Here is a 20,341-nt window from a genome sequence, read left to right on the forward strand (position 1 = left end):
GGAAACTGCATCATCTTATCAAAATCTTAAACGCTGCTTAGACCGAAGGCTGCCAGCATCTGGCGCTGCCCCCTGGGCGGTACTTGCAGCGCGCGGCTGTCGAGATCCTGCTCGACCCAGCCGCGTTTCAGGGCCAGTTGCAGCAGGGCTGCGCCGAGCGCTCCGCCAAGATGTGGTTTGCGTTCGCTCCAGTCCAGGCATGGGCAGGCGAAGCGGCGTCGCAATTTGCGCAGGGCCGCCAGGTCCAGGCCGAGTTGCGCGAATTGCTGCTCACCTGCCGTGCTCAAGTCGTAGCCATCGCTTGCCTCTGCCAGCCAGCCCTGCGCGGCGAAATGGTCATGCAGCCTGACCGCTACCGTACCCGCCATGTGATCGTAGCAGGTGCGCGCATGGCGCAGGCGGTCGGGCGTGTTGGGCTTGAATTCATTGCGTGGCAGGCCCGCAACGACCAGCAAGGCTTCCAGTGCGCTGGCCACTTCCGGGCTGGCGAGCTGGTAGTAGCGGTGCTTGCCTTGCACGAGCTGCACCAGCAGTTGCTCGTCCTTCAGGCGTGCGAGGTGGGCGCTGGCGGTGGACGGGCTCACTTCAGCCACCACTGACAGTTCGGTGGCGGTGCGCGCATGTCCGTCGAGCAGGGAGCACAGCATGCGGGCGCGGGCCGGTTCGGCGATGGCGCCGGCAATGTGGGCAAGTTTGGAATCCATATTTCGTCCTGGGGCGAATTGTCGGTGTGCTTTTTTCAGCATACTGCAATTTCTTGAACGTTGCCGGAGGAATGAAATGCAGAACCTGGAATGGGATGCGGGGCGCGGCTTGTGGGTCGCGGCCGGCGCCGCGCTGGTGGAAGAAGTGCTCGGACACACCATGCTGCGTGTGCGGCCGCCGACCGAACCTGTGCCCGCCGCAATTGCCGGCGGCAGCGCCGGCGAGGTGTTCGGCGCACTGGTGCGCATGAACGATGGCGACCGCCACGCGGTGCCCAAGTTGGCGCTGCAGCGCGCGCTGGCCCTGGCCGCAAGCGGGGAGCTGGCACGGCAGCGCGCGCAGTCAGTGGCGCAACGCCTGCTGGCCGAGGGCCGGCCGATCGGCGCCTGGGCATTCGAAGCGCCGGTCAGCACGGTGGCGAGCCTGCTTGGCTTCGCCGACGCCCAGTTGCCTGCCGTGGCGCGCTGGATGGGCGACTTCGTGGCCTGCCTGTCGCCATTGAGCAATGCGGAGCAGGTCGGACAGGCGCACGCGGCGAGCCTGCGCCTGCTGGCCGCCATGCGCGAGTTGCTGCAAGCAGCGGCGGAAGGATCGCTGGCTGCAGCTGTCGCCAAGGAAGCCGCTGCCGCCGGCTGGCAGGATGACCACGCCATCATCGCCAACCTGGTTGGCCTGCTGTCGCAAACCTACGAAGCGACAGCCGGGCTGCTGGGCAACAGCATGGTCGCGCTCCAGCAGGGCGCGCCAGGGGACGACCCCGACGCGCTGGTGGCGCAGGTGATGCAAAGCGATCCGCCCATTGTCAACACCCGCCGTTTCGCCGCGGAGCGCTGCCAGGTCGGCGGCGTGACAGTCGAGGCGGGGCAGGCGATACTGGTCATGCTCGGCGACGCAAGGCGCGGCTTTGGCCATGGCCGCCACGCCTGCCCCGGCCAGCAACTGGCGCAGCAAATCGCTGCCGACTGTATCGAAGCGCTGCGCAGCAAGCCGCTGCCGCAGCTAAGCTGGACTTACCGCGCATCGGTCAACGCGCGCATACCGGAGTTCCACCAATGATCGCAGTGATTTTTGAAGTCACCCCGGCCGAAGGCCGCAAGGACGCTTACCTGGACATCGCCGCGCGGCTGAAGCCAACGCTGGAGCAGATCGACGGCTTCATCAGCGTCGAGCGCTTCCAGAGCCTGGCCAATCCGGGGAAGATGCTGTCGCTTTCTTTCTTCCGCGACGAAGAAGCGGTGCAGGAATGGCGCCGCGTGGAAGCGCATCGCGCTGCCCAGCAAGCGGGGCGCGAACGGCTGTTTGCCGATTACCGCCTGCGTATCGCCCACGTGGTGCGCGACTACGGCCTTGATGAGCGCGCGGAAGCGCCGGCCGACAGCCGCGAACGGCACGGGTGATCAGTGCCCGCGTTTCTGCACCAGCGCACTGCCTGTGCCGTGGCGCTTGCCTTCGCTGACTGCGGTCACCGTGCCATCGGGATTGAAGACGATGGCGTTGGCGGCGCCGATCTCCTCGGCTGAGGCATCCCAGCGCTGGCCGAAACGCTCCAGCGCGCCGGCTTGCGCGCTGCCGGCAAACCCCGGTTCAATGGACGCAGCCTGGCCGTTGCGCTCGGAAATGCGCGGCGCGTTCAGCGCGGCGGGCATGTCCATGCCCAGGTCGATGTGGTTGAAGATGGTCTGCAGCACCGTGGTCACGATGGTGGCGCCGCCCGGGCTGCCGATGGTGAAGGCCGGCTTGCCGTTGCGGAAGGCGATGGTGGGCGACATACTGCTGCGCGGGCGCTTGCCGGCTTCCGGCACGTTCGGATGCGGGCCGGTGAAATCGAAGTCCGTCATCTCGTTGTTCAGGATGAAGCCATAGCCCGGCACCGTGATGCCGCTGCCGCCCCATGATTCGATGGTGAAGGTGTAGGCGACGATATTGCCGTCCTTGTCCGACACGGCCAGGTGGGTGGTGTGCGCGCTTTCCGACAGCAGCCTGGCTTTGGCCGCAGCGGCCGGCCGCAGCGGCACGCTTGGGTCTTGCTGGAACAGGTAGGGATCGCCCGCCTGGGCATGGTAGTGCGCCTGGGTCGGGTCGATCAGCTCACGGCGGCGTGCGGCATACTCCTTGCTGACCAGCCCCGCCACGGGCGCGTCGACATATTCGGGATCGGCCAGGTAGGCATTGCGGTCGGCGAAGGCCAGCCGCGCCGCTTCCATGTACAAGTGTTCGGCTTTCTCGCGCGGCATGGATTTCAGGTCGAAGCCTTCCAGGATATTGAGCGCTTCGGCAATCGTCACGCCGCCGCTGCTAGGCAAGGGCATGCCCACCAGGTCATAGCCGCGGTAAGTGCTGCGCACCGGCTGGCGCCAGCGCGCTTCGTAATTGGCCAGGTCGGCCAGCGACATCTGGCCCGGACGCACCGAAACACCTGCGGCGACGGGCGGGCGGTTGACCGAGTCGACGATCGCCTGCGCCAGCCTGCCCGAATAGAAGGCTTTCACGCCGCCGCTTGCCAGCAGGCGGTAAGTCTTCGCCAGGTCGGGATTGCGCAGCAGGGTGCCGGCCGGCAGCGCCTTGCCGTCCCTCATGTAGCGCGCCGCTGTATCCGGGAACAGCGCGAACTTTTTCTCATTTTCCTTGACCAGCGCCACGAAATTGTCGTTCAGCCTGAAGCCATCCTGTGCCACCTTGATGGCCGGGGCCAGCACCTGTTTGAACGACATGGTGCCGTAGCGGTCCAGCGCATCATGCCAGCCGCGCACCGTGCCCGGCACGCCAACGGCCATGCCGCTGGCGACCGCGGTCTCGAAATCCATCGCCTTGCCGTCCGGCGCGAAAGCGTTGGACTGGAAGGATGCCGGCGCCACCTCGCGATGGTCGAGCGTGATGACGCGGTTTTCCTTGGCCAGGTAAATCACCATGAAGCCGCCGCCGCCCACGCCACAGCTGAACGGATCGGTCACGCCCAGCGTGGCCGCCGCCGCCACAGCGGCATCGACCGCGTTGCCGCCTTTGTCGAGGATCGCCAGTGCGGCCTGCGAGGCCGGCTCGCTGATGGTCGCCACGGCGCCGCCGGTGCCGCTGGCCACCGGAGTCTTGGCCCAGGCCGGGGCGCTGAACGCCAGCGCAAGGATGATGGTGGACGTCAGTCGTCGGGGCAGGGCAGGTGGCGTCATAGGCAGCTATGTTGGCTGGGAAATATTTACCCGCAAGCTTACCCGATAATCCGGCGCCGGTGCCTTTAGCGACGGCGGTTCGGCTGGCTCCATCCCCAGCAGCGTAAAGGTCAGCCCATTGAGCGTGACGGTCTTGCTGGCCCCCGGCATGGCGTCCGCCAGCACGAAGCTGGAGCTGCCTTGCTGGTCGGTCAGCACGAAGCTGTAGCTGATGTACCCAGCCCAGACGCAGACTGCGCCTTTTTTACAGCGGCTGTCATTGACACGCTCGAGCTTGAGCGTGACTGCTGGGGCCAGCTTGATGATTTCCCCTTGTGCCAGGACGTAGCTGGCGCTGGTGCGTGGTGCCGGGCGGCTGGCTGCATCCTCGGCAGTGCTGCGGGTCGAGCCGCAGGCGGCGGCAATGGCGAGGACCAGGCCCGCCATGCCCAGACAGATCAGTCTAGCTTGCATGATGTTCTCCTCTGGCCTGAGAACAGCTTAGCAAATTACAAACTATCGTGTTGCACTGTTGAGTCCACTCAACAGTATGGTCGCGCCGAAAAAAAAGGTTCATCGCGGATTAGCGGGATGACCATGCTGTAAACGCAAGAGAGCAGTAAGGAAGAGTTATTGTGTTTGTGCGACCAAACCCTTTAACCAACCCACTGCTCTCATGCCAAATCATAGTCTCAGCCTCCCTTTCTGGGAAGGCTTTCGCATTTCATCTCTGGAAATTGCTGGTAGCCGGCTTCGTTTGCGGTTAATTGCCGATCCAGGCTCGCCCCTGATCTGCTCAAATTGCGGTGCCCGTGCATCAGTGATCCATGAAACCGTCTGGCGGACGGTGCGCGATCTACCGATGGCTGGCATGGCTGTATTTCTGAGCGTTGCCGTCAATCGGTTGCGCTGCCCCGGTTGTTGTCGATGCTGCACCCAGCACATTAGTTGGCTCGATCGGCATTCACGCGTGTCGCGGCGCTTGGCGCAGTTCGTTGCGCACTGGAGTGAGAAACTACCGATTGCTCACGTTTGCGAACTCACTGGGCTTCATTGGGGAACCGTCCGTCAGATACACCGCTTGGATCTGGAGCGTAGGGTGGCGGCCTTGCCGCCACCCCAGCCGACAAGGCTGGTCATGGATGAATTCGCGCTGTTCAAAGGGCATCGTTACGCGACAGTGGTGCTGGATGCAGACACTCGGCGCGTAATTTGGGTCTGTGAGGGGCGTAGTAGAGAAGCGATCCGGCCATTCTTTGCCTGGCTTGGCCCTGAACGCTGTCGGCGCATTCGAGCGGTGGCGATGGATATGAATACCGCATTTGACCTCGAGGTGAAACATCACTGTCGAAGAGCCAGGGTTGTCTATGACCTGTTCCACGTCATCGCTAAATATGGCCGCGAGGTCATTGATCGGGTGCGGGTCGATGAAGCGAATCGGCTGCGCGACGATAAGGCCGGTCGCCAGTATGTAAAGCGTGCACGGTGGCTGCTACTACGCAACGTCGATAATGTGCCGTCAGACCAGAGGCCGAAACTCACTGAGCTTCTGACGGCGAACCAGGCGCTGATGACAGTCTATGTAATGAAGGCGAGCTTGAAGGAACTCTGGACACCAACTGATCCCTGGCGCTGGCGATCGGCTTGGCGCATCTGGCAAGCCATGGCTAAAAGCAGCGCCATCGAACCGCTGATCCGCTTCGCCAGAAGGCTAAGCCTCTACTGGAAGGGCATTTTGGCCCGCATGCGCTGGCCTATGCATACCGGCCAGCTCGAGGGTATTAACAACAAGATCAAGGTTATGAAACGGATGGCATATGGTTACCGCGACTCTGACTTCTTCTTCCTGAAGATCAAAGCCGCGTTTCCCGGGAATCCGTGAAGAACCAAAAAAAAGCGCCCCGGAGGGCGCCAGTTTTTATAGTTGGTTTTCACAACTTATTGTGTGCGGCGGCGGCGGGCTACCCCCAAGCCCATCAGGCCGACGCCAAGCAGTGCCAAGGAAGCAGGTTCCGGAACTTCCTGCTGGGGAACGCCAGGGCCAGTCGGCGCATTGGCGGTGTTGGCCATGACCTTGAATTCGACATTGGTATTGTTGTCGTGCACGTTCAGCGAATTCAGCTTGAAGGTGTGGACGACGCCCGCCGTCAGCGAAACGTCATCCCAGTAAGCGGAATAGCCGCTGGGCTTGGGAAGGGTCTTGGCCACCCCAACGTTGTCAAGGAAGAGGTCGAAGTCGAAATCCTGGACGCTGCCGCCATTTGGCGGCGTAATGCCGAAGTCGAAGGTGGTGTCGACGTTCACCGTCACGTACAGGACTTCCAGGTCTTTCACATGAATCCAGTCGGCAAAGGTCCAGACCGATTCACCGTCAGGATTCCAGCCTGCACTGATCACCGAATCCACCGTCAATGCCAGTGGATTGCCATAGGTTTGTCCGTCTTTGGTCGGGCCTGCAACGGCCAAGCTGGCTGTCAGGGCGCAAATTGTGGTCAATGCAAGCTTCTTGAACATGGGGAACTCCTCAGTGAGTGTGCTTGAGAGTTACTAAGCAATCGTTATGCCAGGAATTCAAACTCAGCCATATCAAGGACTTAGCGATAGTTGCACTGCGGAATGTAAAAATTCCCGACATTAAGAAACTTGTTCCCGTGTAAAAAAAAGCACCGATCCTTGCGGAATCGGTGCTTTCTCCAGGGCAGTTCTGGCTTACATGTAGGCGGCCAGCGCACCCTTCATTTTCTTCAGTGCAGCCGCTTCGATCTGGCGGATGCGCTCGGCCGACACGCCGAATTCTTCCGCCAGCGTATGCAGCGTGGCGCCCGAACCATCGTCGTTGGCCAGCCAGCGTGCCTCGACGATGCGGCGCGAACGGGCGTCGAGCTTGGAGAGGGCGGTCTCCAGGCCTTCGGATTGCAGGCGCACCACCTGTTCCGCTTCCAGCACCTTGGTCGGCTCCATATTGTCGGAGGACAGGTAGGCGATTGGCGAGAACTTGTCGTCTTCGTCGTCGGACGGCGCTTCCAGCGCGATGTCACGGCCGCTCAGGCGGGTTTCCATCTCGATCACCTCCTCGCGCTTCACGTCCAGGGTCTTGGCCAGTTCGTCGATTTGCGCCGGCGACATCGCGTCGAGGCCCTGCTTGTGGCTGCGCAGGTTGAAGAACAGCTTGCGCTGGGCCTTGGTGGTGGCCACCTTGACCAGGCGCCAGTTCTTCAGGATGTATTCGTGGATTTCAGCCTTGATCCAGTGCATGGCATAAGACACCAGGCGCACGCCCTGGTCGGGGTCGAAGCGCTTGACTGCCTTCATCAGGCCGATATTGCCTTCCTGGATCAGGTCGCCGTGCGGCAGTCCATAGCCCAGGTAGCCGCGCGCGATCGACACCACCAGGCGCAGGTGGGAGGTCACCAGCGTTTCGGCGGCCTTGATATCGTTCTTTTCCTTCAGGCTCTTGCCCAGCGCCACTTCTTCCTCATGGGTCAGCATGGGCAGGCGATTGACAGCCGAGATATAAGCGTCCAGGTTGCCCAGGCTCCCGCTGAAGCCAAGGGTCAGCGCGTTGCTGCCGGCAGGTACCAGTGCGTTTGTTGCGGTCATCTTGTCTATCCTCGCTTGAAGGGAATGCTTTTCAGAGTTACCAGCATGCACGACAGAACTTAAATGATTCTTAACCTCTATCATGCCGTTCTGAACATATATTAGCACTCCCCCTTGGTGAGTGCCAATCGCTGGGATTTTATGGCTCTGATAGCAAAAACACTATCGGCAAAGCGCTATTCCTTGCGTTGGATCAAAGTCAGGATAAGGCGGGCAGGGGCGCGGCTCCGTGCGGGTACGCACGATGAAATCGAAAGTCGGGGTCAGGGCTGGCAATCCGCCACAAATGTGGCGGATTGCCAGCCCTGACCCCCGACTTTCAATTTAGTCTGGAAAGATGACGCTGGACGCAGAGCAGGGCGCCGATCAGGCCGAGGCCGGCAGACAGGGCCAGCAGGCCGGCCGTGCCCAGGGAATCCAGCGGCGCCAGCTGGAACTCGGAGGCGTACAGTCTTGCAAACTCTGCAATGGCCCGGTTGAGGGGCTGCAGGGCCAGCGCCACGCCGCCCAGGGCCACGCCGCCGGCACACAGGCCGAGCAGGGCGCCGGTGTAATAGAAGGGGCGGTGGATGAAACTGTCGCTGGCGCCGATCAGCTTGGACACCAGGATCTCTTCGCGCTGGGTCATCACTTGCAGGCGTATGGTGTTGAACACTACCGCCACCACCACCGTGGCCAGCGTGGCAGCCAGCAGCAGCAGGGCCAGGCGCAGCACGCCCAGCAGGGCAGCCAGCCGTTTCACCCAGGCCGAATCAACCTGCACCGATTCCACGCCCGGCAGGGCGCGCATCTGGTCGGCAATGCTGTCGATCTTGCTGCCTTCGGCCGCGTCCTGGAAGGCGTTCAGCTTCACCACATAGCTGTCCGGCAGCGGATTCTCGCCCAGGGTGGCGACCACGTCGGACAAGCCGCTCTTGGCATTTAGCTGTTCCAGCGCTTTTTCGCGCGAAGTGAAGATGATCTTGGCCGTTGGGGCAAGGCTGCGCAGCGAGGAGGCCAGCCCGCTGGCCTGTTCGCGCGGGGTGTCGGCCTTGATGAAGACGCTGAGTTCAGGCTCGACCGCCATCTGCTCCGACATCGGCCGCACATTGTCGAGCAAGGTCACGCCCATGAAGGGCAGGGCCAGCGCAATCGCGACAACCAGGATATTGAACAGGAAAGAACCCGGCGCCCGGCGCACGTGCACCAGTGCGGAGCCGAGGGCGAACAGGTGGTGGCGCAGCCAGGTGCTCATGCCGCTTCCTTCATCAGTTCGCCACGCTCGAGATGGATCACGCGCGCCGCGGCGTCCAGGATCTGTTCATCGTGCGAGGAAATCAGGCAAGTCACGCCGACCGAGTGGAAGGCGTGCAGCGCATCGATCACCCGGTTGGCGCTAGCGCGGTCCAGGTTGGCGGTCGGCTCGTCGGCCAGGATGATTTGCGGGCGGTTGACGATGGCGCGTGCGATCGACACGCGCTGCTGTTCGCCGCCGGACAGGGCCAGCGGCTGGCCGTCGGCGCGGTCCAGCAAGCCCACCTTGTCGAGGGCGGCCCGGGCACGCTGCTCGGCGGCGGCGCGCGGGGCGCCGGTCACCAGCAGCGGCATCATGACATTGGCCAGCACTGAGCGGTCGTTCAGCAGGCGCTGCTCCTGGAAGATCAGGCCCAGGTTGCGGCGCAGGAAGGGAATGCCGGCGCGCTTCAGGGCGCCAATGTCCTGGCCGTTAACCAGCACCTTGCCGGAGGTCGGGCGCTCCATGGCGGCAATCATCTTTAGCAGGGTCGACTTGCCGGCGCCGGAAGGGCCGGCAAGGTAGACCAGTTCGCCCTTGGCGATGGTGAAGGAAATGTCGCGCAGCGCGACACCGTCGGAAGAATATTGTTTGCTGACGTGCTGGAATTCGATCATGTCGGCCGCTTAGGCGAGCAGTGCTTCAACAAATTCAGCCGCATTGAACGGCTGCAGGTCTTCAATCTTTTCGCCGATACCGATGAAGTACACCGGCACCGGGCGTACGCGGGCGATGGCGGCCAGGATGCCGCCTTTCGCAGTGCCGTCAAGCTTGGTAATGATCAAGCCCGACAATTGCAGCGCATCGTCAAAAGCCTTCACCTGGGCCAGGGCATTCTGGCCGGTATTGCCGTCGATGACCAGCAGGGTTTCGTGCGGCGCGCCTTCCATGCCTTTGCCGATCACGCGCTTGATTTTTTTCAGTTCTTCCATCAGGTGCAGCTGGGTGGGCAGGCGGCCGGCGGTATCGATCATCACGACGTTGGTGCCGCGCGCCTTGCCGGACTGCACCGCGTCGTAGGACACGGCAGCCGGATCGCCCGATTCCTGGGAAATCACGGTCACATTGTTGCGTTGGCCCCACACCATCAGCTGTTCGCGCGCTGCGGCACGGAAAGTGTCGCCGGCTGCCAACAGCACCGACTGGCCGTGGGCTTGCATATGCTTGGCCAGCTTGCCGATGGTGGTGGTCTTGCCGGCGCCGTTGACGCCGGAAATCATCATGACCAGCGGCTGGTGGCGGCCCAGTTCGAAGGACTTTTGAAGTGGCTGGAGCAGGTTGGTCAGCAACTGCTTGAGCGCCTCCTTGACCTGGGCGGCGTCCAGCAGCTTCTCTTCCTTGACTTTGCGCTTGAGCGCGTCGAGCAGGTATTGGGTAGCTTCGACGCCGGCATCGGACATCAGCAGCGCCGCTTCCAGCTCGTCATACAGGTCGTCGTCGATCTTGGCGCCGACGAAGAGGATGGAGAGGTTGGCAGAGGTCTTCGACAAGCCAGCCTTCAGGCGGCTCATCCAGCCTTGCCGGGGCTCGGGCCTGGCGGCAGTTTCGACGTCAAACGCCAGCGGCGCTGCAGTCTCGGCGCTGGCTGGCGTGGAAGGAGCTGGGGCCGCAGCAGCTGCGGCCGGCGCTGCGGGCGCGGTTTCCGGCGCGACCGGTTTCTTCTTGAAAAAACTGAACATGGACAGGTTGGCAGAGGGTCCTTCAATCGAACCGCGTATTCTACCAGAGGCTAGCTGAGGGCCTGCCGTTGGCGCTGCCGCCATTCCGCGACCGCCGGGCTGATATCGCCCAGTTCGCATACCGTCACATGGCTTGGCGGGCGTTTGCGCAAGGCCGGGTTGGTGCCGCCGGCCCAGATTTCCGCCTGTTCCGGCAGGCGGGCCCGCAATTCGCGCAGGCTGTCGTTGACGTGGCGCGGGTTCATGGAGGCGGAAAAGGACAGGGCCACGATGTCGGCTTGCATGGCGCGCGCGCCTTCAACGATGTCCGGCAGCGGGGTCTGGACGCCTAGCGGAATGCAATGCGCTCCCTCGGCGGCGAACATGGCCTCGGCCATCAGCAAGCCCAGGCCGTGGCGCTCCTGGGGCAGGGTGGTCAGCAGGACGCGCGGGCGCGGCGCTCCGCTGCTGTGGTTGGCTTGCGGCACCGAGAAGACGGCGCTGCGCAGCACGATTTGCACTGATTCTGCATATAAATGCTCTTCAAATACCGCGAACTGTCCGCAAGCCCAGGCTTCGCCCACCAAGGTGGTCAGCGGCGCGACCAGGTTGACGACGAAATTCTTCAAGCCCATGACCAGCATCGCCTGCGTCAGTTTGCGGCGGAAGGCTTCCATTTGATGGGCTTTGCAGAGTTCCAGGCAGTTTTGCAGCTCGGGATGGGGCAAGCTGCTCGCCACGCGCTGGCTGGCGGCGCTCTTTTGCGCCAGGGCCTGCAATTCGGCGGCGGAATAGCCGATGACCTTGCCCGGACGATAGCCGAGATCAATCAATCTCTTGATCAATCTCAATTTAATTACCTGGTCGCTTGGATAGACTCGCTCCCCGAACGTGTCGCGTTCAGGACGGGGGAAATCGTAACGACGTTCCCAGACCCGCAAAGTTTCCTTTGCCAGGCCGGTGTCCCGTTCCACGTCGCTGATGGTGGATGGAATTGTTACAGAAACCGCACTCGTTTTCATTCGCCGACAGCGCCCCCAGATTGATACGCGACCTGCATTCTAACGCCGAAGCTTGGCACAAAGTTGCATGCAGTGCAGGCTAGTTTCACTATGAAACTAGGGTTCAAGCCACTTGTCCACGACACAATGAGGATGCCTTCGGTTTAGGCCGGAAAAGCATTGAAATTGTGAAATGTGTCCTGAACAAAAGTGTTGAAAGTTGTTCAAATTTTATTCGGTTGCTGTGGCAAAAGACGCTATCTTGCAATACGTATTACTACGTGAATAGCAGGAAATATTGAGATCATATAAAATGGCGGGCGATCAGCGCCGAAGAGCCCTGGTGATTGATAACAATGAAAAGGAAGAAGCACATCATGAAGAAGACCCTCATTTCCCTCGCAATCCTCGCAGTATCGGGTAGCGCCTACGCCCAATCGAACGTAACCATCTTCGGTATCATGGATGCCGGCATCGTGTCCGAACACGGTGGCAAGAACGGTAACGTGACCAAAGTGTCCTCCGGCGTCGCCAATGCATCGCGCATCGGCTTCAAAGGCACCGAAGACCTGGGTGGCGGCCTGTCCGCAGTGTTCATGCTGGAAGGCGGCATCAAAGGCGATACCGGTGAATCCGACGTGGCCGGCTCCGTATTCCAGCGTCAGGCATACGTAGGCCTGGTGTCGAAATCGGCTGGTACCCTGACCCTGGGTCGCCAGTACACCCCTTGGTACAACGCCTTCGTACAAGTTGGCGATCCGTTCCAGGCTGGCCTGTCCGGTTCGGCCAAGAACATCTTCCCAGCAAACGGCATCAACGTACGTAACAGCAACTCGGTGTACTACAAGTCCCCAGACATGATGGGCATCACCGCTGAAGTGTTCTACGCTGCCGGCGAACAGAAGGAATCCTCGACCGGCCGTCAACTGGGCGCGTCGATCGGCTACAAGAACGGCGACTTCGAAGGCCGCCTGGCTTACAACAACCGCAACAACGACACCGTTGCCAACAACGTCGTGACCGGTCGTGATATTGGCCACAACACCCTGCTGGCTGTGAATTACGACTTCAAAGTCGTGAAAGCCTTCGCCATGTTCAACGCCAACAAGGGCCTGAACAGCGTCGCATACCCTAACGGCACCGCTTACACCGCAGCTGCAGTGGCTCCTTCGACCGACAGCCGCAACTACCTGCTGGGCGCGACCGTTCCTGTGTCGGCTGCTGGCTCCCTGGTGGCTTCCGTGGCCCGCACGGATGACCGTGATGTTGCCAACCGCGATGCTAACCAGTACGCCATCGGCTACCTGCACAAGCTGTCCCCACGTACCACCACCTACATGTCGTACGGCAAGATCAAGAACAAGAACGGCGCTTCCTTCACCGTTGGCAACAACGCTGAATCCGGCTCCGGTGACTCCGCTTACAACGTAGGCATCCGTCACACCTTCTGATCCAGTCAGTTCCTGGTCGAAAACGGCTGCCTCGGCAGCCGTTTTTTTTTACAATGCTCATATGAAAACTTCCCATCGCATCGGCAGCGCGCTGCTGCTCGCTTCCGTCACCGTCCTGCCAGCCGCGCTGGCGGCCAGCAAAGCTGGCGGCTTGCCGCGCCACGGCATGTTGGTCTATTCCGACTTGTGCGTGCATGAAGGCAGCGGCGAATATGGCGGCCAGCGCATCACGCTGCAGCGTTTTGCCGAAGTCGATACGGTGATTTATGAGTACACGGCAGGCGGCTTGAGCTGGCCCCTGGTGGCGACCGACGTGAATGTCGACCCGCGCGGCAAGATGATGTATTTCACCGTGCAGGAAGGGGACGAGGAGCGCACCATCAGCGGCAAGTTCTCGCCCAATGGCGAAACCCTGACGCTCGACGGCGGCTATTGCGACGACCAGTCGCAAGCGATGGTACTGACGAAAGTGCGCGACTTCAGCCGCGCTGCGAAAGCCTGCAAAGCCTGCCCCGCGCCGAAGCGGCGGGGCTCGGATTGATTATTTGCCGGCGGCGACAGCCTGCTTGCGGATGGTGTCGAGGGTGGCGCCTGGAGTGATCAGGTTGCCGTCGTAGCGCAGCTCGATGATGGCCGGCAGGCTTTGCTCGCGGGTGAAGGCGAGCGCGCGTTGCAAGGCCGGGGCGAAGTCTTCGGTCGCCGCAACGGTTTCGCCATGGCCGCCGAAGGCGCGCGCCACTGCGGCGAAGTCCGGGTTGTGCAGCGTGGTGCCGGACACGCGGCCAGGATACTCGCGCTCCTGGTGCATGCGGATGGTGCCGAACATCTGGTTGTTGAAGACGATGATGATTACGCCCGCCTTGTACTGCACGGCGGTGGCCAGCTCCTGGCCGTTCATCAGGTATTCGCCGTCGCCGGCAAACGTCACCACGGTGCGCGATGGATCGATGATCTTTGCAGCCACGCCGGACGGCACCGAATAACCCATGGCGCCGCTGGTCGGCGCGAGCTGGGTGCGCATCTGGCCATACGGCCAGTAGCGGTGCGCCCACGTGGCGTAGTTGCCGGCGCCATTGGTGATGATGGTGTCGGCCGGACACTGGGCCTTCAGTTCCTGCACCACTTGCCACAGGTTCAGCGGGGCGTTGTTGTCCTTGAAGATCGAAGGCTGCTGCTGCCAGGCGTGGTACTCGGCGCGCGCCTGCTCGACGCTGTCGCGCCATGCGCTCGCATCGACCGGTTCCATTGCTGCCAGCATGGCTGCAGCCTGCGGCATGCCGGAGGCGATCATCAATTCGCCCTGGTAGACGCTGCCCAGTTCTTCGGGGCTGGCGTGGATGTGCACCAGGCGCTGTTGCGGCACCGGCGAAGCGATGATGGAGTAGCCGCTGGTGGTCATCTCACCGAGGCGCGGACCGATGGCGATCAGCACGTCGGCTTCTTTCACGCGTGCGGCCAGCTTCGGGTTGATGCCGATTCCGACGTCGCCGATGTAGTTCGGATGGGTGTTGTCCAGCAGGTCCTGGAAGCGGAAGGCGCAGCCGACCGGCAGCTTGTTCGCTTCGGCGAATTTGCGGATGTCGGCGCTCGCTTGATCGTTCCAGCCGCCGCCGCCCAGCAGCAACATCGGGCGCTTGGCTTCGGACAGCATCTGGCGCAGTTGCGCAATCTGCTGCGCGGATGGCGAACCTTGCGTCGGCACGTAGGCGCGGGTGTCGGCCACGCTGGCTTTGGCGGTCAGCATGTCTTCCGGCAGGGCCAGCACCACGGGACCTGGACGACCGCTGGTGGCGACCTGGAAGGCGCGTGCGATGTATTCGGGGATGCGGTCGGCGCGGTCGATCTGGGCTACCCATTTCGCCATCTGCCCGAACATGCGGCGGTAATCGACTTCCTGGAAGGCTTCGCGGTCCATGAAATCGCTGCCGACCTGGCCGATGAACAGGATCATCGGGGTCGAATCCTGGAAGGCGGTGTGCACGCCGATCGAGGCATTGGTGGCGCCTGGGCCGCGGGTCACGAAGCAGATGCCTGGCTTGCCGGTCATCTTGCCGTAGGCGTCGGCCATGAAGGCAGCGCCGCCTTCCTGGCGGTTGATGATGAAGCGGATGCCGGATTCGTGCAGGGCATCCAGCACGTCCAGGTAGCTTTCGCCGGGCACGCCGAAGGCGGTATCGGTGCCGTGGACTTTCAGCGCATCGACCAGGATCTGGCCGCCGGAACGAGGAGTTTGCGTCATGGTACTTGCCTTCTTATACATGGATTTGGCATTCTATGTCTGCTCCAGGGAAATAGCTTTCGGTTTTGCGACACCAAATTATATGGACGGAGTCAGGGCCCAACACCCAACACGGCTGCGCCGTGTCAGGTGTCGGGACCTGACCCCGGTGATCGAATAGGGTAGAATACCGGCCGAAGCAAGCCAGACAGCCGCTGGCCGAGGTAGCAATACCGAGGCGGGAGGAAGGTCCGGACTCCACAGAGCGGGGTGACGGTTAACGGCCGTCCGCTGAAAGGTCGCAAGACTATAAGGCGAGGAATAGGGCCACAGAGACGAGCGTATTAAGTTACGGTGAAACGCGGTAACCTCCACCTGGTGCAATTTCAAATAGGCACGCGATGATGTTGCTCGCGGAGCGTGCGGGTAGAAAGCTTGAGCGGCGGAGTAATCCGTCGCCTAGAGGAATGGCTGTCATAGCACCTTCGGGTGCCGTAACAAAATCCGGCCTATCGGCTTGCTTCAACTAATTCTTGAGAGATGACTCAATACATCCTCGCCCTGGATCAGGGCACAACCAGTTCGCGCGCCATCCTGTTCGACCACGAGGGCAAAATCGCGGGATGCGCGGCGCAGGAATTTCCCCAGCACTTCCCCCAGCCCGGCTGGGTTGAACACGACGCCAACGAAATCTGGAACAGCCAGATCACCGTGGCTCGCAAGGTCCTGCAGGACTTCGATATCAGGAAGGTGCGTGCCATCGGCATCACCAACCAGCGCGAAACCACCGTGGTGTGGGACCGCAAGACCGGCGAGCCGATTGCGCCGGCCATTGTGTGGCAGGACCGCCGCACGGCCGATTACTGCGAAGAGCTGCGCGCCGCCGGCAAGGCAAGGATGATCTGCGACGCGACCGGCCTTGAGCTGGACGCCTACTTCTCCGCCACCAAGGTCAAATGGATCCTCGACCACGTGCCGGGCGCGCGAGAACGTGCGCGCAAGGGCGCGCTGTGCTTCGGCACCATCGACTCCTGGCTGGCCTGGAAGCTGTGCGGCGTGCACGTCACCGACGTGTCGAATGCCTCGCGCACCATGCTGTTCAATATCCACCTGATGCGCTGGGACTCGGACCTGCTGCATCTGTTCGACATTCCCGAAGAAATGCTGCCGCAGGTGGTCTCCTCCAGCGAGGAAGTGGGCGCCACGCGCGACGCGCTGTTCGGCCATGCGATTCCGGTCGCTGGCATCGCCGGCGACCAGCAGGCCGCCACGTTCGGCCAGGCCTGCCACAAGGCGGGCATGGTGAAGAATACCTACGGCACCGGATGCTTCATGCTGATGCACGCAGGCCGCCATCCGCGCACCTCGCACAACCGCCTGCTGTCCACTGTGGGCTGGCGCGTCGACGGCGCCACCGATTACATGCTGGAAGGCTCGGTGTTCATGGGCGGCGCCACCGTGCAATGGCTGCGCGATGGGCTGGGCATCATCCAGCAATCGAGCGACGTGGAGGCGCTGGCCAACAGCGTGCCTGACAGCGGCGGCGTATTCCTGGTGCCGGCCTTCGTCGGCCTTGGCGCGCCGCACTGGGACCCCTATGCGCGCGGCACTATCGTCGGCCTGACGCGAGGCAGCAACAAGGCCCACATCGCGCGCGCAGCCGTGGAATCGATCGCCTACCAGAGCGCCGAGCTGCTGGCCGCCATGCAGAAGGATGCTTCGATGCCGGTGACGGAAGTGCGCGCCGACGGCGGCGCCGCCCGCAACGATATGCTGATGCAGTTCCAGTCCGACTTGCTGGGCGTGCCCGTGCTGCGCCCGAAAGTCACCGAAACGACAGCGTTGGGCGCCGCCTACCTGGCCGGCCTGGCTGTCGGCTTCTGGGAGTCGCAGGAAGAAATCGCCACGCAATGGGCCTGCGAGCGCCGCTTCACGCCAAACATGGGGGATGACCAGCGGGCCGAGTTGCTGGCAAAATGGAATCGCGCCACAGAGCGCGCCAAAGCATGGGAGACACCTTTATGATGGACCGTCCGTGGAACGTGGAGCTGGACGCGATCGAGAAACTGTTCGACGCGATGACTGAAGTAGCCTTCTTCGTGAAGGATCGCGATGGCCGCTATGTGGCCGTCAACAACACGCTGGCCCGCCGCTGCGGCCTGCGCAACAAGTCCGATATCCTCGGCAAGACCGTGATGGACGTGCATCCACGCCCGCTCGCGGCAGCCTATGAGGCGCAGGACCGGCAGGTGATCGACATGGGCGCCACCATTGAAAAGCACCTGGAGCTGCACCTGTATCCGAACCGCCGCCGCGGCTGGTGCCTGACCCACAAGGCCCCGCTGCGCAACGAGCAGGGCGATATCGTCGGCCTGGTCGGCACCTCGCACGACCTCGGCCTGGTCGATGAGCAGCATCCGGTATACCGCCAGGTAGCGCGCATTGCGCAGCGCATCCGCGATAACTTCCACATGCAGCTGAACCTGGCCGACCTGGCGCGCGAGGAAGGCCTGTCGCTGGCGCGCGTGGAGCGCCTGTTCCAGAAGGTCTTCCATTACAGCCCGCGCCAGCTGCTGCTGCAATCGCGGCTGGAAGGGGCGCTGGCGCTGATCGAAGCCTACCCGGGCCGCAGCATCGCCGACATCGCGCGCGAATGCGGTTATACCGACCACAGTGCCTTCAGCCGCCAGTTCAAGGCAATGACGGGTTATACGCCAAGCCAGTTCCGCACCGGCTCCGGCGCGCGTCCGCCTGTGGCTTTTTCGCCCATCGCCTGTGCAGTTCACGTTGCCTGACGCAGCGAAATCACCATAACGGCGCGCACGATTGAAGCCGCGCCACCTCTCCTCGATAGCATGGGCGCTCCCATTACTATAAAGAAGAGGTGGAGATCATGATGTTGAAAGCAATCGGCGCAGCAGCCCTGCTGCTCGCCGCGCAAGCCCACGCGGACAGCGGCGACAAGCTGCACCAGCCGCCCGCACCGCACCAGCGGCAAACCCTGCCGCCGACGGTGGAGCAAAGCAAGTACGACCTGGCGCCGACGCGCAAGCCGCGCAACGACCTGATGCCGCGCAACCTGAAGACCAGCATGGCGCTCATGTCCGCAACGCCGCAGTGCAAGGACATGAACACCCTGGCCAGCTACAGCGGCGCAGCACTGGCCGAATACGTGGCCACGCTGCCGGACTACGAGTGCACCTACCCCTTGTTCTCCGCCGCGCCGGCGCTGGCCACCAGCATCTATTCCAGCGCCAACGTGAGCGCCGTCGCCAGCCGCCTGGCCAGCGAAGCGGCCAGCTACAACGGCAGCAACATGAAACTGGTGAACCTGGTGCTTTACCTGCGCGCCGGCTATTACCAGGCCAGCGGCGGCACCATTCCTGCGCTGACAGAATCGGTGCGCGCCCCGCTGCGCACGGCTATCCACGGCCTGGTGCAGGGCAACGGCCTGTACGCCAACAACACCGTGGCGCCGACCACCGCCGGCGAAACCTGGAAGCTGGTCACCAATATGCACGACGAAGTGCAGTTCCTGCCGGACGCGAAAGCGACCGTGGCGCGCTTCACCAATACCTCGGCCAAGCCGACTGCGGCGGAAGCGCTGAAGCAGGACAGCGCCGGCGGCGGCATGACCGGCGCGCTGACCGTGCTGTTCCGCGGCCATACCTCGCCTGACGTGGGCACCACGCTGTCGAACGACATCTCCTACGCCAACGCGCTGTACGCCTTCATCACCAACAACAAGTCGGCGCTGCTGAACTCCAATGCCGGCTACCAGCTGACCGATGCGTCGAACGAGACTTTCCGCTTCATGCAGTACGCCGGCCTGAAGCCGCAAGTGAAGCCGATGGTGCAGAACACGCTGAATACCAGCACCATGCTGGGCGCCGACAGCGGCATGTGGCTGGCGGCTGCGCAAGCGGTCAAGTACTACGACAACAGCAACTGCGCGCAGTACGGCGTGTGCAACTACGAAGACCAGCTGGCCAGCGCCGTGCTGAAAACCAGCTACAACTGCAGCCCGACCCTGCGCCTGCGCGCGCAGGACGTGACCCAGGCGCAGGTGCAGGAAATCTGCTCCGCACTGGCGACGGAAGAGGGCTATGCCCACACCATGCTGCAGACCAACCGCACCCCGGTGGCGCACGACAACAACACCGCGCTGGAACTGGTGGTGTTCGACGACTACGCCAACTACAGCAAATACGCCGGCGTGATCTACGGTATCGACACCAACAACGGCGGCATGTACCTGGAAGGCGATCCTTCCGTGGTCGGCAACCAGGCGCGCTTCATCGCCCACGAGGCTTCGTGGCTGCGCCCGACCTTCAAGGTGTGGAACCTGGAGCACGAGTTTGTTCACTACATCGACGGCCGCTTCGACATGTACGGTGACTTCGGCCAAGGCACTTCCGTGCCGACCGTGTGGTGGATCGAAGGCATCGCGGAATACCTGTCGCTGAAGAATAACAACCAGCCGGCCATCGACATGGCGCGCAGCCGCAAATACCGCCTGAGCGACATCTTCGGCAATACCTACGCGATGTCCGACTACCAGGACCGCGCCTACCGCTGGGGTTACATGGCGGCGCGCTTCATGGTCGAGCGTCACCGTTCCGACGTGGACCAGGTGCTGGCCAAGTTCCGTGTCGGCGACTATGCGCGCTACAACGACTTCATGCGCGACATCGGCACCCGCTACGACAGCGAGTTCACCGCCTGGGCCGACGCGGCCACCACGGCCGGCGAACCCCCGCTGCCTGACAGCGTGTCCAACCTGCCGACCTGCAGCGGCCAGGCTTCGCCAACCTACCTTGGCAAGAACTGCGCCATCCGCAACCTGTCTTCCAGTTCGCGCACCTACCTGCACCTGATCGTGCCGGCCGGGGCGAAAAACGTGAAGATCATGAGCGCTGGCGGCAGTGGCAATATGGACATGTACGTGGCCCTGAACCGCTACCCGACCACCACGTCCTATGATTACGCCTCCACCAACGCGGGCAATGCGGAAAACATCAGCATCCCAAGCCCGGTCGCCAACCAGTGGTATTACATCACGCTGGAAGCGAAGCAGCCGTTCAGCGGCGTCACGGTAGGCGTCACTTACGAATGAGAAGTATCGCAAGCCGTATAATGTAGGCACGCGGCGACCACGCCATTTGTCTATACAAGTTGCCGCCCAGTCCACGCTGGGCGGCATTGTTCGTTTGAGGGTAGAAATCGCGCGCAAAGCGCGGCAGGCTTCATTCCCCCGGTTATCGGGTCTACGGCACTTGTTGTTAAATTGAT

At 62.4% G+C, this 20,341-nt stretch carries 17 protein-coding genes, 1 other RNA gene and 1 pseudogene; 9 read left to right on the forward strand and 10 right to left on the reverse strand.

Going from position 1 to position 20,341, the window contains the following annotated elements; all coding sequences use genetic code 11:
- Window positions 1–26: 26 nt before the first annotated feature.
- Window positions 27–704 (reverse strand): ArsR/SmtB family transcription factor, encoded by a 678-nt coding sequence (locus tag ACN9MZ_RS07205; RefSeq protein WP_426341528.1) that lies wholly within the window; start codon window positions 702–704, stop codon window positions 27–29.
- A 76-nt stretch (window positions 705–780) separates the two neighbouring features.
- On the opposite strand from ACN9MZ_RS07205, the gene ACN9MZ_RS07210 reads away from it, so the two are divergent.
- Together ACN9MZ_RS07210 and ACN9MZ_RS07215 are read left to right on the forward strand one after the other, a co-directional pair.
- Window positions 781–1,761 carry a cytochrome P450 gene (locus ACN9MZ_RS07210; RefSeq protein WP_426341529.1) on the forward strand — a complete coding sequence of 327 codons (981 nt, stop codon included), beginning with the start codon at window positions 781–783 and terminating at the stop codon, window positions 1,759–1,761.
- Window positions 1,758–2,102 carry an antibiotic biosynthesis monooxygenase family protein gene (locus tag ACN9MZ_RS07215; protein WP_426341530.1) on the forward strand — a complete coding sequence of 115 codons (345 nt, stop codon included), beginning with the start codon at window positions 1,758–1,760 and terminating at the stop codon, window positions 2,100–2,102. Before ACN9MZ_RS07210 ends, ACN9MZ_RS07215 begins: the two co-directional genes overlap by 4 nt.
- Here ACN9MZ_RS07215 and ggt read toward each other — a convergent pair whose 3' ends face one another.
- On the reverse strand, window positions 2,103–3,869 hold the full coding sequence (gene ggt / locus ACN9MZ_RS07220; protein ID WP_426341531.1) for a gamma-glutamyltransferase: 1,767 nt from the start codon (window positions 3,867–3,869) through the stop codon (window positions 2,103–2,105).
- Window positions 3,870–3,875: 6 nt separating this feature from the next.
- Window positions 3,876–4,322 carry a hypothetical protein gene (locus ACN9MZ_RS07225; RefSeq protein ID WP_426341532.1) on the reverse strand — a complete coding sequence of 149 codons (447 nt, stop codon included), beginning with the start codon at window positions 4,320–4,322 and terminating at the stop codon, window positions 3,876–3,878.
- 202 nt (window positions 4,323–4,524) lie between these two features.
- Between ACN9MZ_RS07225 and ACN9MZ_RS07230 the strand changes: the two genes are divergently transcribed.
- On the forward strand, window positions 4,525–5,730 hold the full coding sequence (locus ACN9MZ_RS07230) for an ISL3 family transposase (protein WP_426340241.1): 1,206 nt from the start codon (window positions 4,525–4,527) through the stop codon (window positions 5,728–5,730).
- A 56-nt stretch (window positions 5,731–5,786) separates the two neighbouring features.
- Here the strand turns inward: ACN9MZ_RS07230 and ACN9MZ_RS07235 are convergent.
- The 6 genes and pseudogenes from ACN9MZ_RS07235 to ACN9MZ_RS07260 all read right to left on the reverse strand — a co-directional run.
- A pseudogene (locus tag ACN9MZ_RS07235) lies at window positions 5,787–5,876 on the reverse strand (PEP-CTERM sorting domain-containing protein); the annotation flags it as partial.
- 681 nt (window positions 5,877–6,557) lie between these two features.
- Window positions 6,558–7,448 carry an RNA polymerase sigma factor RpoH gene (gene rpoH / locus ACN9MZ_RS07240; RefSeq protein ID WP_426341533.1) on the reverse strand — a complete coding sequence of 297 codons (891 nt, stop codon included), beginning with the start codon at window positions 7,446–7,448 and terminating at the stop codon, window positions 6,558–6,560.
- Between the two features lie 319 nt (window positions 7,449–7,767).
- Window positions 7,768–8,682 carry a permease-like cell division protein FtsX gene (gene ftsX, locus ACN9MZ_RS07245; RefSeq protein WP_426341534.1) on the reverse strand — a complete coding sequence of 305 codons (915 nt, stop codon included), beginning with the start codon at window positions 8,680–8,682 and terminating at the stop codon, window positions 7,768–7,770.
- A complete protein-coding gene (locus tag ACN9MZ_RS07250; protein WP_426341535.1) occupies window positions 8,679–9,338 on the reverse strand; it encodes a cell division ATP-binding protein FtsE in 660 nt (219 codons plus the stop codon). Before ACN9MZ_RS07250 ends, ftsX begins: the two co-directional genes overlap by 4 nt.
- A 9-nt stretch (window positions 9,339–9,347) precedes the next feature.
- A complete protein-coding gene (gene ftsY, locus ACN9MZ_RS07255) occupies window positions 9,348–10,400 on the reverse strand; it encodes a signal recognition particle-docking protein FtsY (protein ID WP_426341536.1) in 1,053 nt (350 codons plus the stop codon).
- A 50-nt stretch (window positions 10,401–10,450) separates the two neighbouring features.
- Window positions 10,451–11,401 carry a MerR family transcriptional regulator gene (locus tag ACN9MZ_RS07260; protein ID WP_426341537.1) on the reverse strand — a complete coding sequence of 317 codons (951 nt, stop codon included), beginning with the start codon at window positions 11,399–11,401 and terminating at the stop codon, window positions 10,451–10,453.
- 356 nt (window positions 11,402–11,757) lie between these two features.
- Here ACN9MZ_RS07260 and ACN9MZ_RS07265 point away from each other — a divergent pair, with 356 nt between their 5' ends.
- Window positions 11,758–12,831, forward strand: a complete 1,074-nt coding sequence (locus ACN9MZ_RS07265) for a porin (protein ID WP_426341538.1) — start codon at window positions 11,758–11,760, stop codon at window positions 12,829–12,831.
- Window positions 12,832–12,892: 61 nt separating this feature from the next.
- The gene (locus ACN9MZ_RS07270) at window positions 12,893–13,372 is read left to right on the forward strand and encodes a hypothetical protein (protein WP_426341539.1); all 480 of its coding nucleotides are present in this window, start codon (window positions 12,893–12,895) and stop codon (window positions 13,370–13,372) included.
- Here ACN9MZ_RS07270 and ACN9MZ_RS07275 read toward each other — a convergent pair whose 3' ends face one another.
- The gene (locus ACN9MZ_RS07275) at window positions 13,373–15,070 is read right to left on the reverse strand and encodes a thiamine pyrophosphate-binding protein (protein ID WP_426341540.1); all 1,698 of its coding nucleotides are present in this window, start codon (window positions 15,068–15,070) and stop codon (window positions 13,373–13,375) included.
- Between the two features lie 175 nt (window positions 15,071–15,245).
- On the opposite strand from ACN9MZ_RS07275, the gene rnpB reads away from it, so the two are divergent.
- From rnpB to ACN9MZ_RS07295, 4 genes are all read left to right on the forward strand, one after another.
- Window positions 15,246–15,577: RNase P RNA component class A (rnpB, locus tag ACN9MZ_RS07280), an RNA gene on the forward strand.
- Between the two features lie 12 nt (window positions 15,578–15,589).
- A complete protein-coding gene (glpK, locus tag ACN9MZ_RS07285) occupies window positions 15,590–17,074 on the forward strand; it encodes a glycerol kinase GlpK (protein ID WP_426341541.1) in 1,485 nt (494 codons plus the stop codon).
- Window positions 17,071–17,844 (forward strand): PAS domain-containing protein, encoded by a 774-nt coding sequence (locus ACN9MZ_RS07290; protein ID WP_426341542.1) that lies wholly within the window; start codon window positions 17,071–17,073, stop codon window positions 17,842–17,844. Before glpK ends, ACN9MZ_RS07290 begins: the two co-directional genes overlap by 4 nt.
- Before the next feature lie 98 nt (window positions 17,845–17,942).
- Window positions 17,943–20,165, forward strand: coding sequence for a collagenase (locus tag ACN9MZ_RS07295; protein ID WP_426341543.1), 2,223 nt, complete (start codon window positions 17,943–17,945; stop codon window positions 20,163–20,165).
- The last annotated feature ends 176 nt before the right edge of the window (window positions 20,166–20,341 follow it).

The sequence above is a fragment of the Pseudoduganella sp. S-14 genome (assembly GCF_049913285.1).
In the GTDB taxonomy this organism is placed as follows: domain Bacteria; phylum Pseudomonadota; class Gammaproteobacteria; order Burkholderiales; family Burkholderiaceae_D; genus Rugamonas.

Bases quoted from the DNA above. Each gene is read 5' to 3' on its own strand.
- ACN9MZ_RS07205 (WP_426341528.1), bottom strand. From the start codon at position 704: ATGGATTCCAAACTTGCCCACATTGCCGGCGCCATCGCCGAACCGGCC.
- ACN9MZ_RS07210 (WP_426341529.1), top strand. From the start codon at position 781: ATGCAGAACCTGGAATGGGATGCGGGGCGCGGCTTGTGGGTCGCGGCC.
- ACN9MZ_RS07215 (WP_426341530.1), top strand. From the start codon at position 1,758: ATGATCGCAGTGATTTTTGAAGTCACCCCGGCCGAAGGCCGCAAGGAC.
- ggt (WP_426341531.1), bottom strand. From the start codon at position 3,869: ATGACGCCACCTGCCCTGCCCCGACGACTGACGTCCACCATCATCCTT.
- ACN9MZ_RS07225 (WP_426341532.1), bottom strand. From the start codon at position 4,322: ATGCAAGCTAGACTGATCTGTCTGGGCATGGCGGGCCTGGTCCTCGCC.
- ACN9MZ_RS07230 (WP_426340241.1), top strand. From the start codon at position 4,525: ATGCCAAATCATAGTCTCAGCCTCCCTTTCTGGGAAGGCTTTCGCATT.
- rpoH (WP_426341533.1), bottom strand. From the start codon at position 7,448: ATGACCGCAACAAACGCACTGGTACCTGCCGGCAGCAACGCGCTGACC.
- ftsX (WP_426341534.1), bottom strand. From the start codon at position 8,682: ATGAGCACCTGGCTGCGCCACCACCTGTTCGCCCTCGGCTCCGCACTG.
- ACN9MZ_RS07250 (WP_426341535.1), bottom strand. From the start codon at position 9,338: ATGATCGAATTCCAGCACGTCAGCAAACAATATTCTTCCGACGGTGTC.
- ftsY (WP_426341536.1), bottom strand. From the start codon at position 10,400: ATGTTCAGTTTTTTCAAGAAGAAACCGGTCGCGCCGGAAACCGCGCCC.
- ACN9MZ_RS07260 (WP_426341537.1), bottom strand. From the start codon at position 11,401: ATGAAAACGAGTGCGGTTTCTGTAACAATTCCATCCACCATCAGCGAC.
- ACN9MZ_RS07265 (WP_426341538.1), top strand. From the start codon at position 11,758: ATGAAGAAGACCCTCATTTCCCTCGCAATCCTCGCAGTATCGGGTAGC.
- ACN9MZ_RS07270 (WP_426341539.1), top strand. From the start codon at position 12,893: ATGAAAACTTCCCATCGCATCGGCAGCGCGCTGCTGCTCGCTTCCGTC.
- ACN9MZ_RS07275 (WP_426341540.1), bottom strand. From the start codon at position 15,070: ATGACGCAAACTCCTCGTTCCGGCGGCCAGATCCTGGTCGATGCGCTG.
- glpK (WP_426341541.1), top strand. From the start codon at position 15,590: ATGACTCAATACATCCTCGCCCTGGATCAGGGCACAACCAGTTCGCGC.
- ACN9MZ_RS07290 (WP_426341542.1), top strand. From the start codon at position 17,071: ATGATGGACCGTCCGTGGAACGTGGAGCTGGACGCGATCGAGAAACTG.
- ACN9MZ_RS07295 (WP_426341543.1), top strand. From the start codon at position 17,943: ATGATGTTGAAAGCAATCGGCGCAGCAGCCCTGCTGCTCGCCGCGCAA.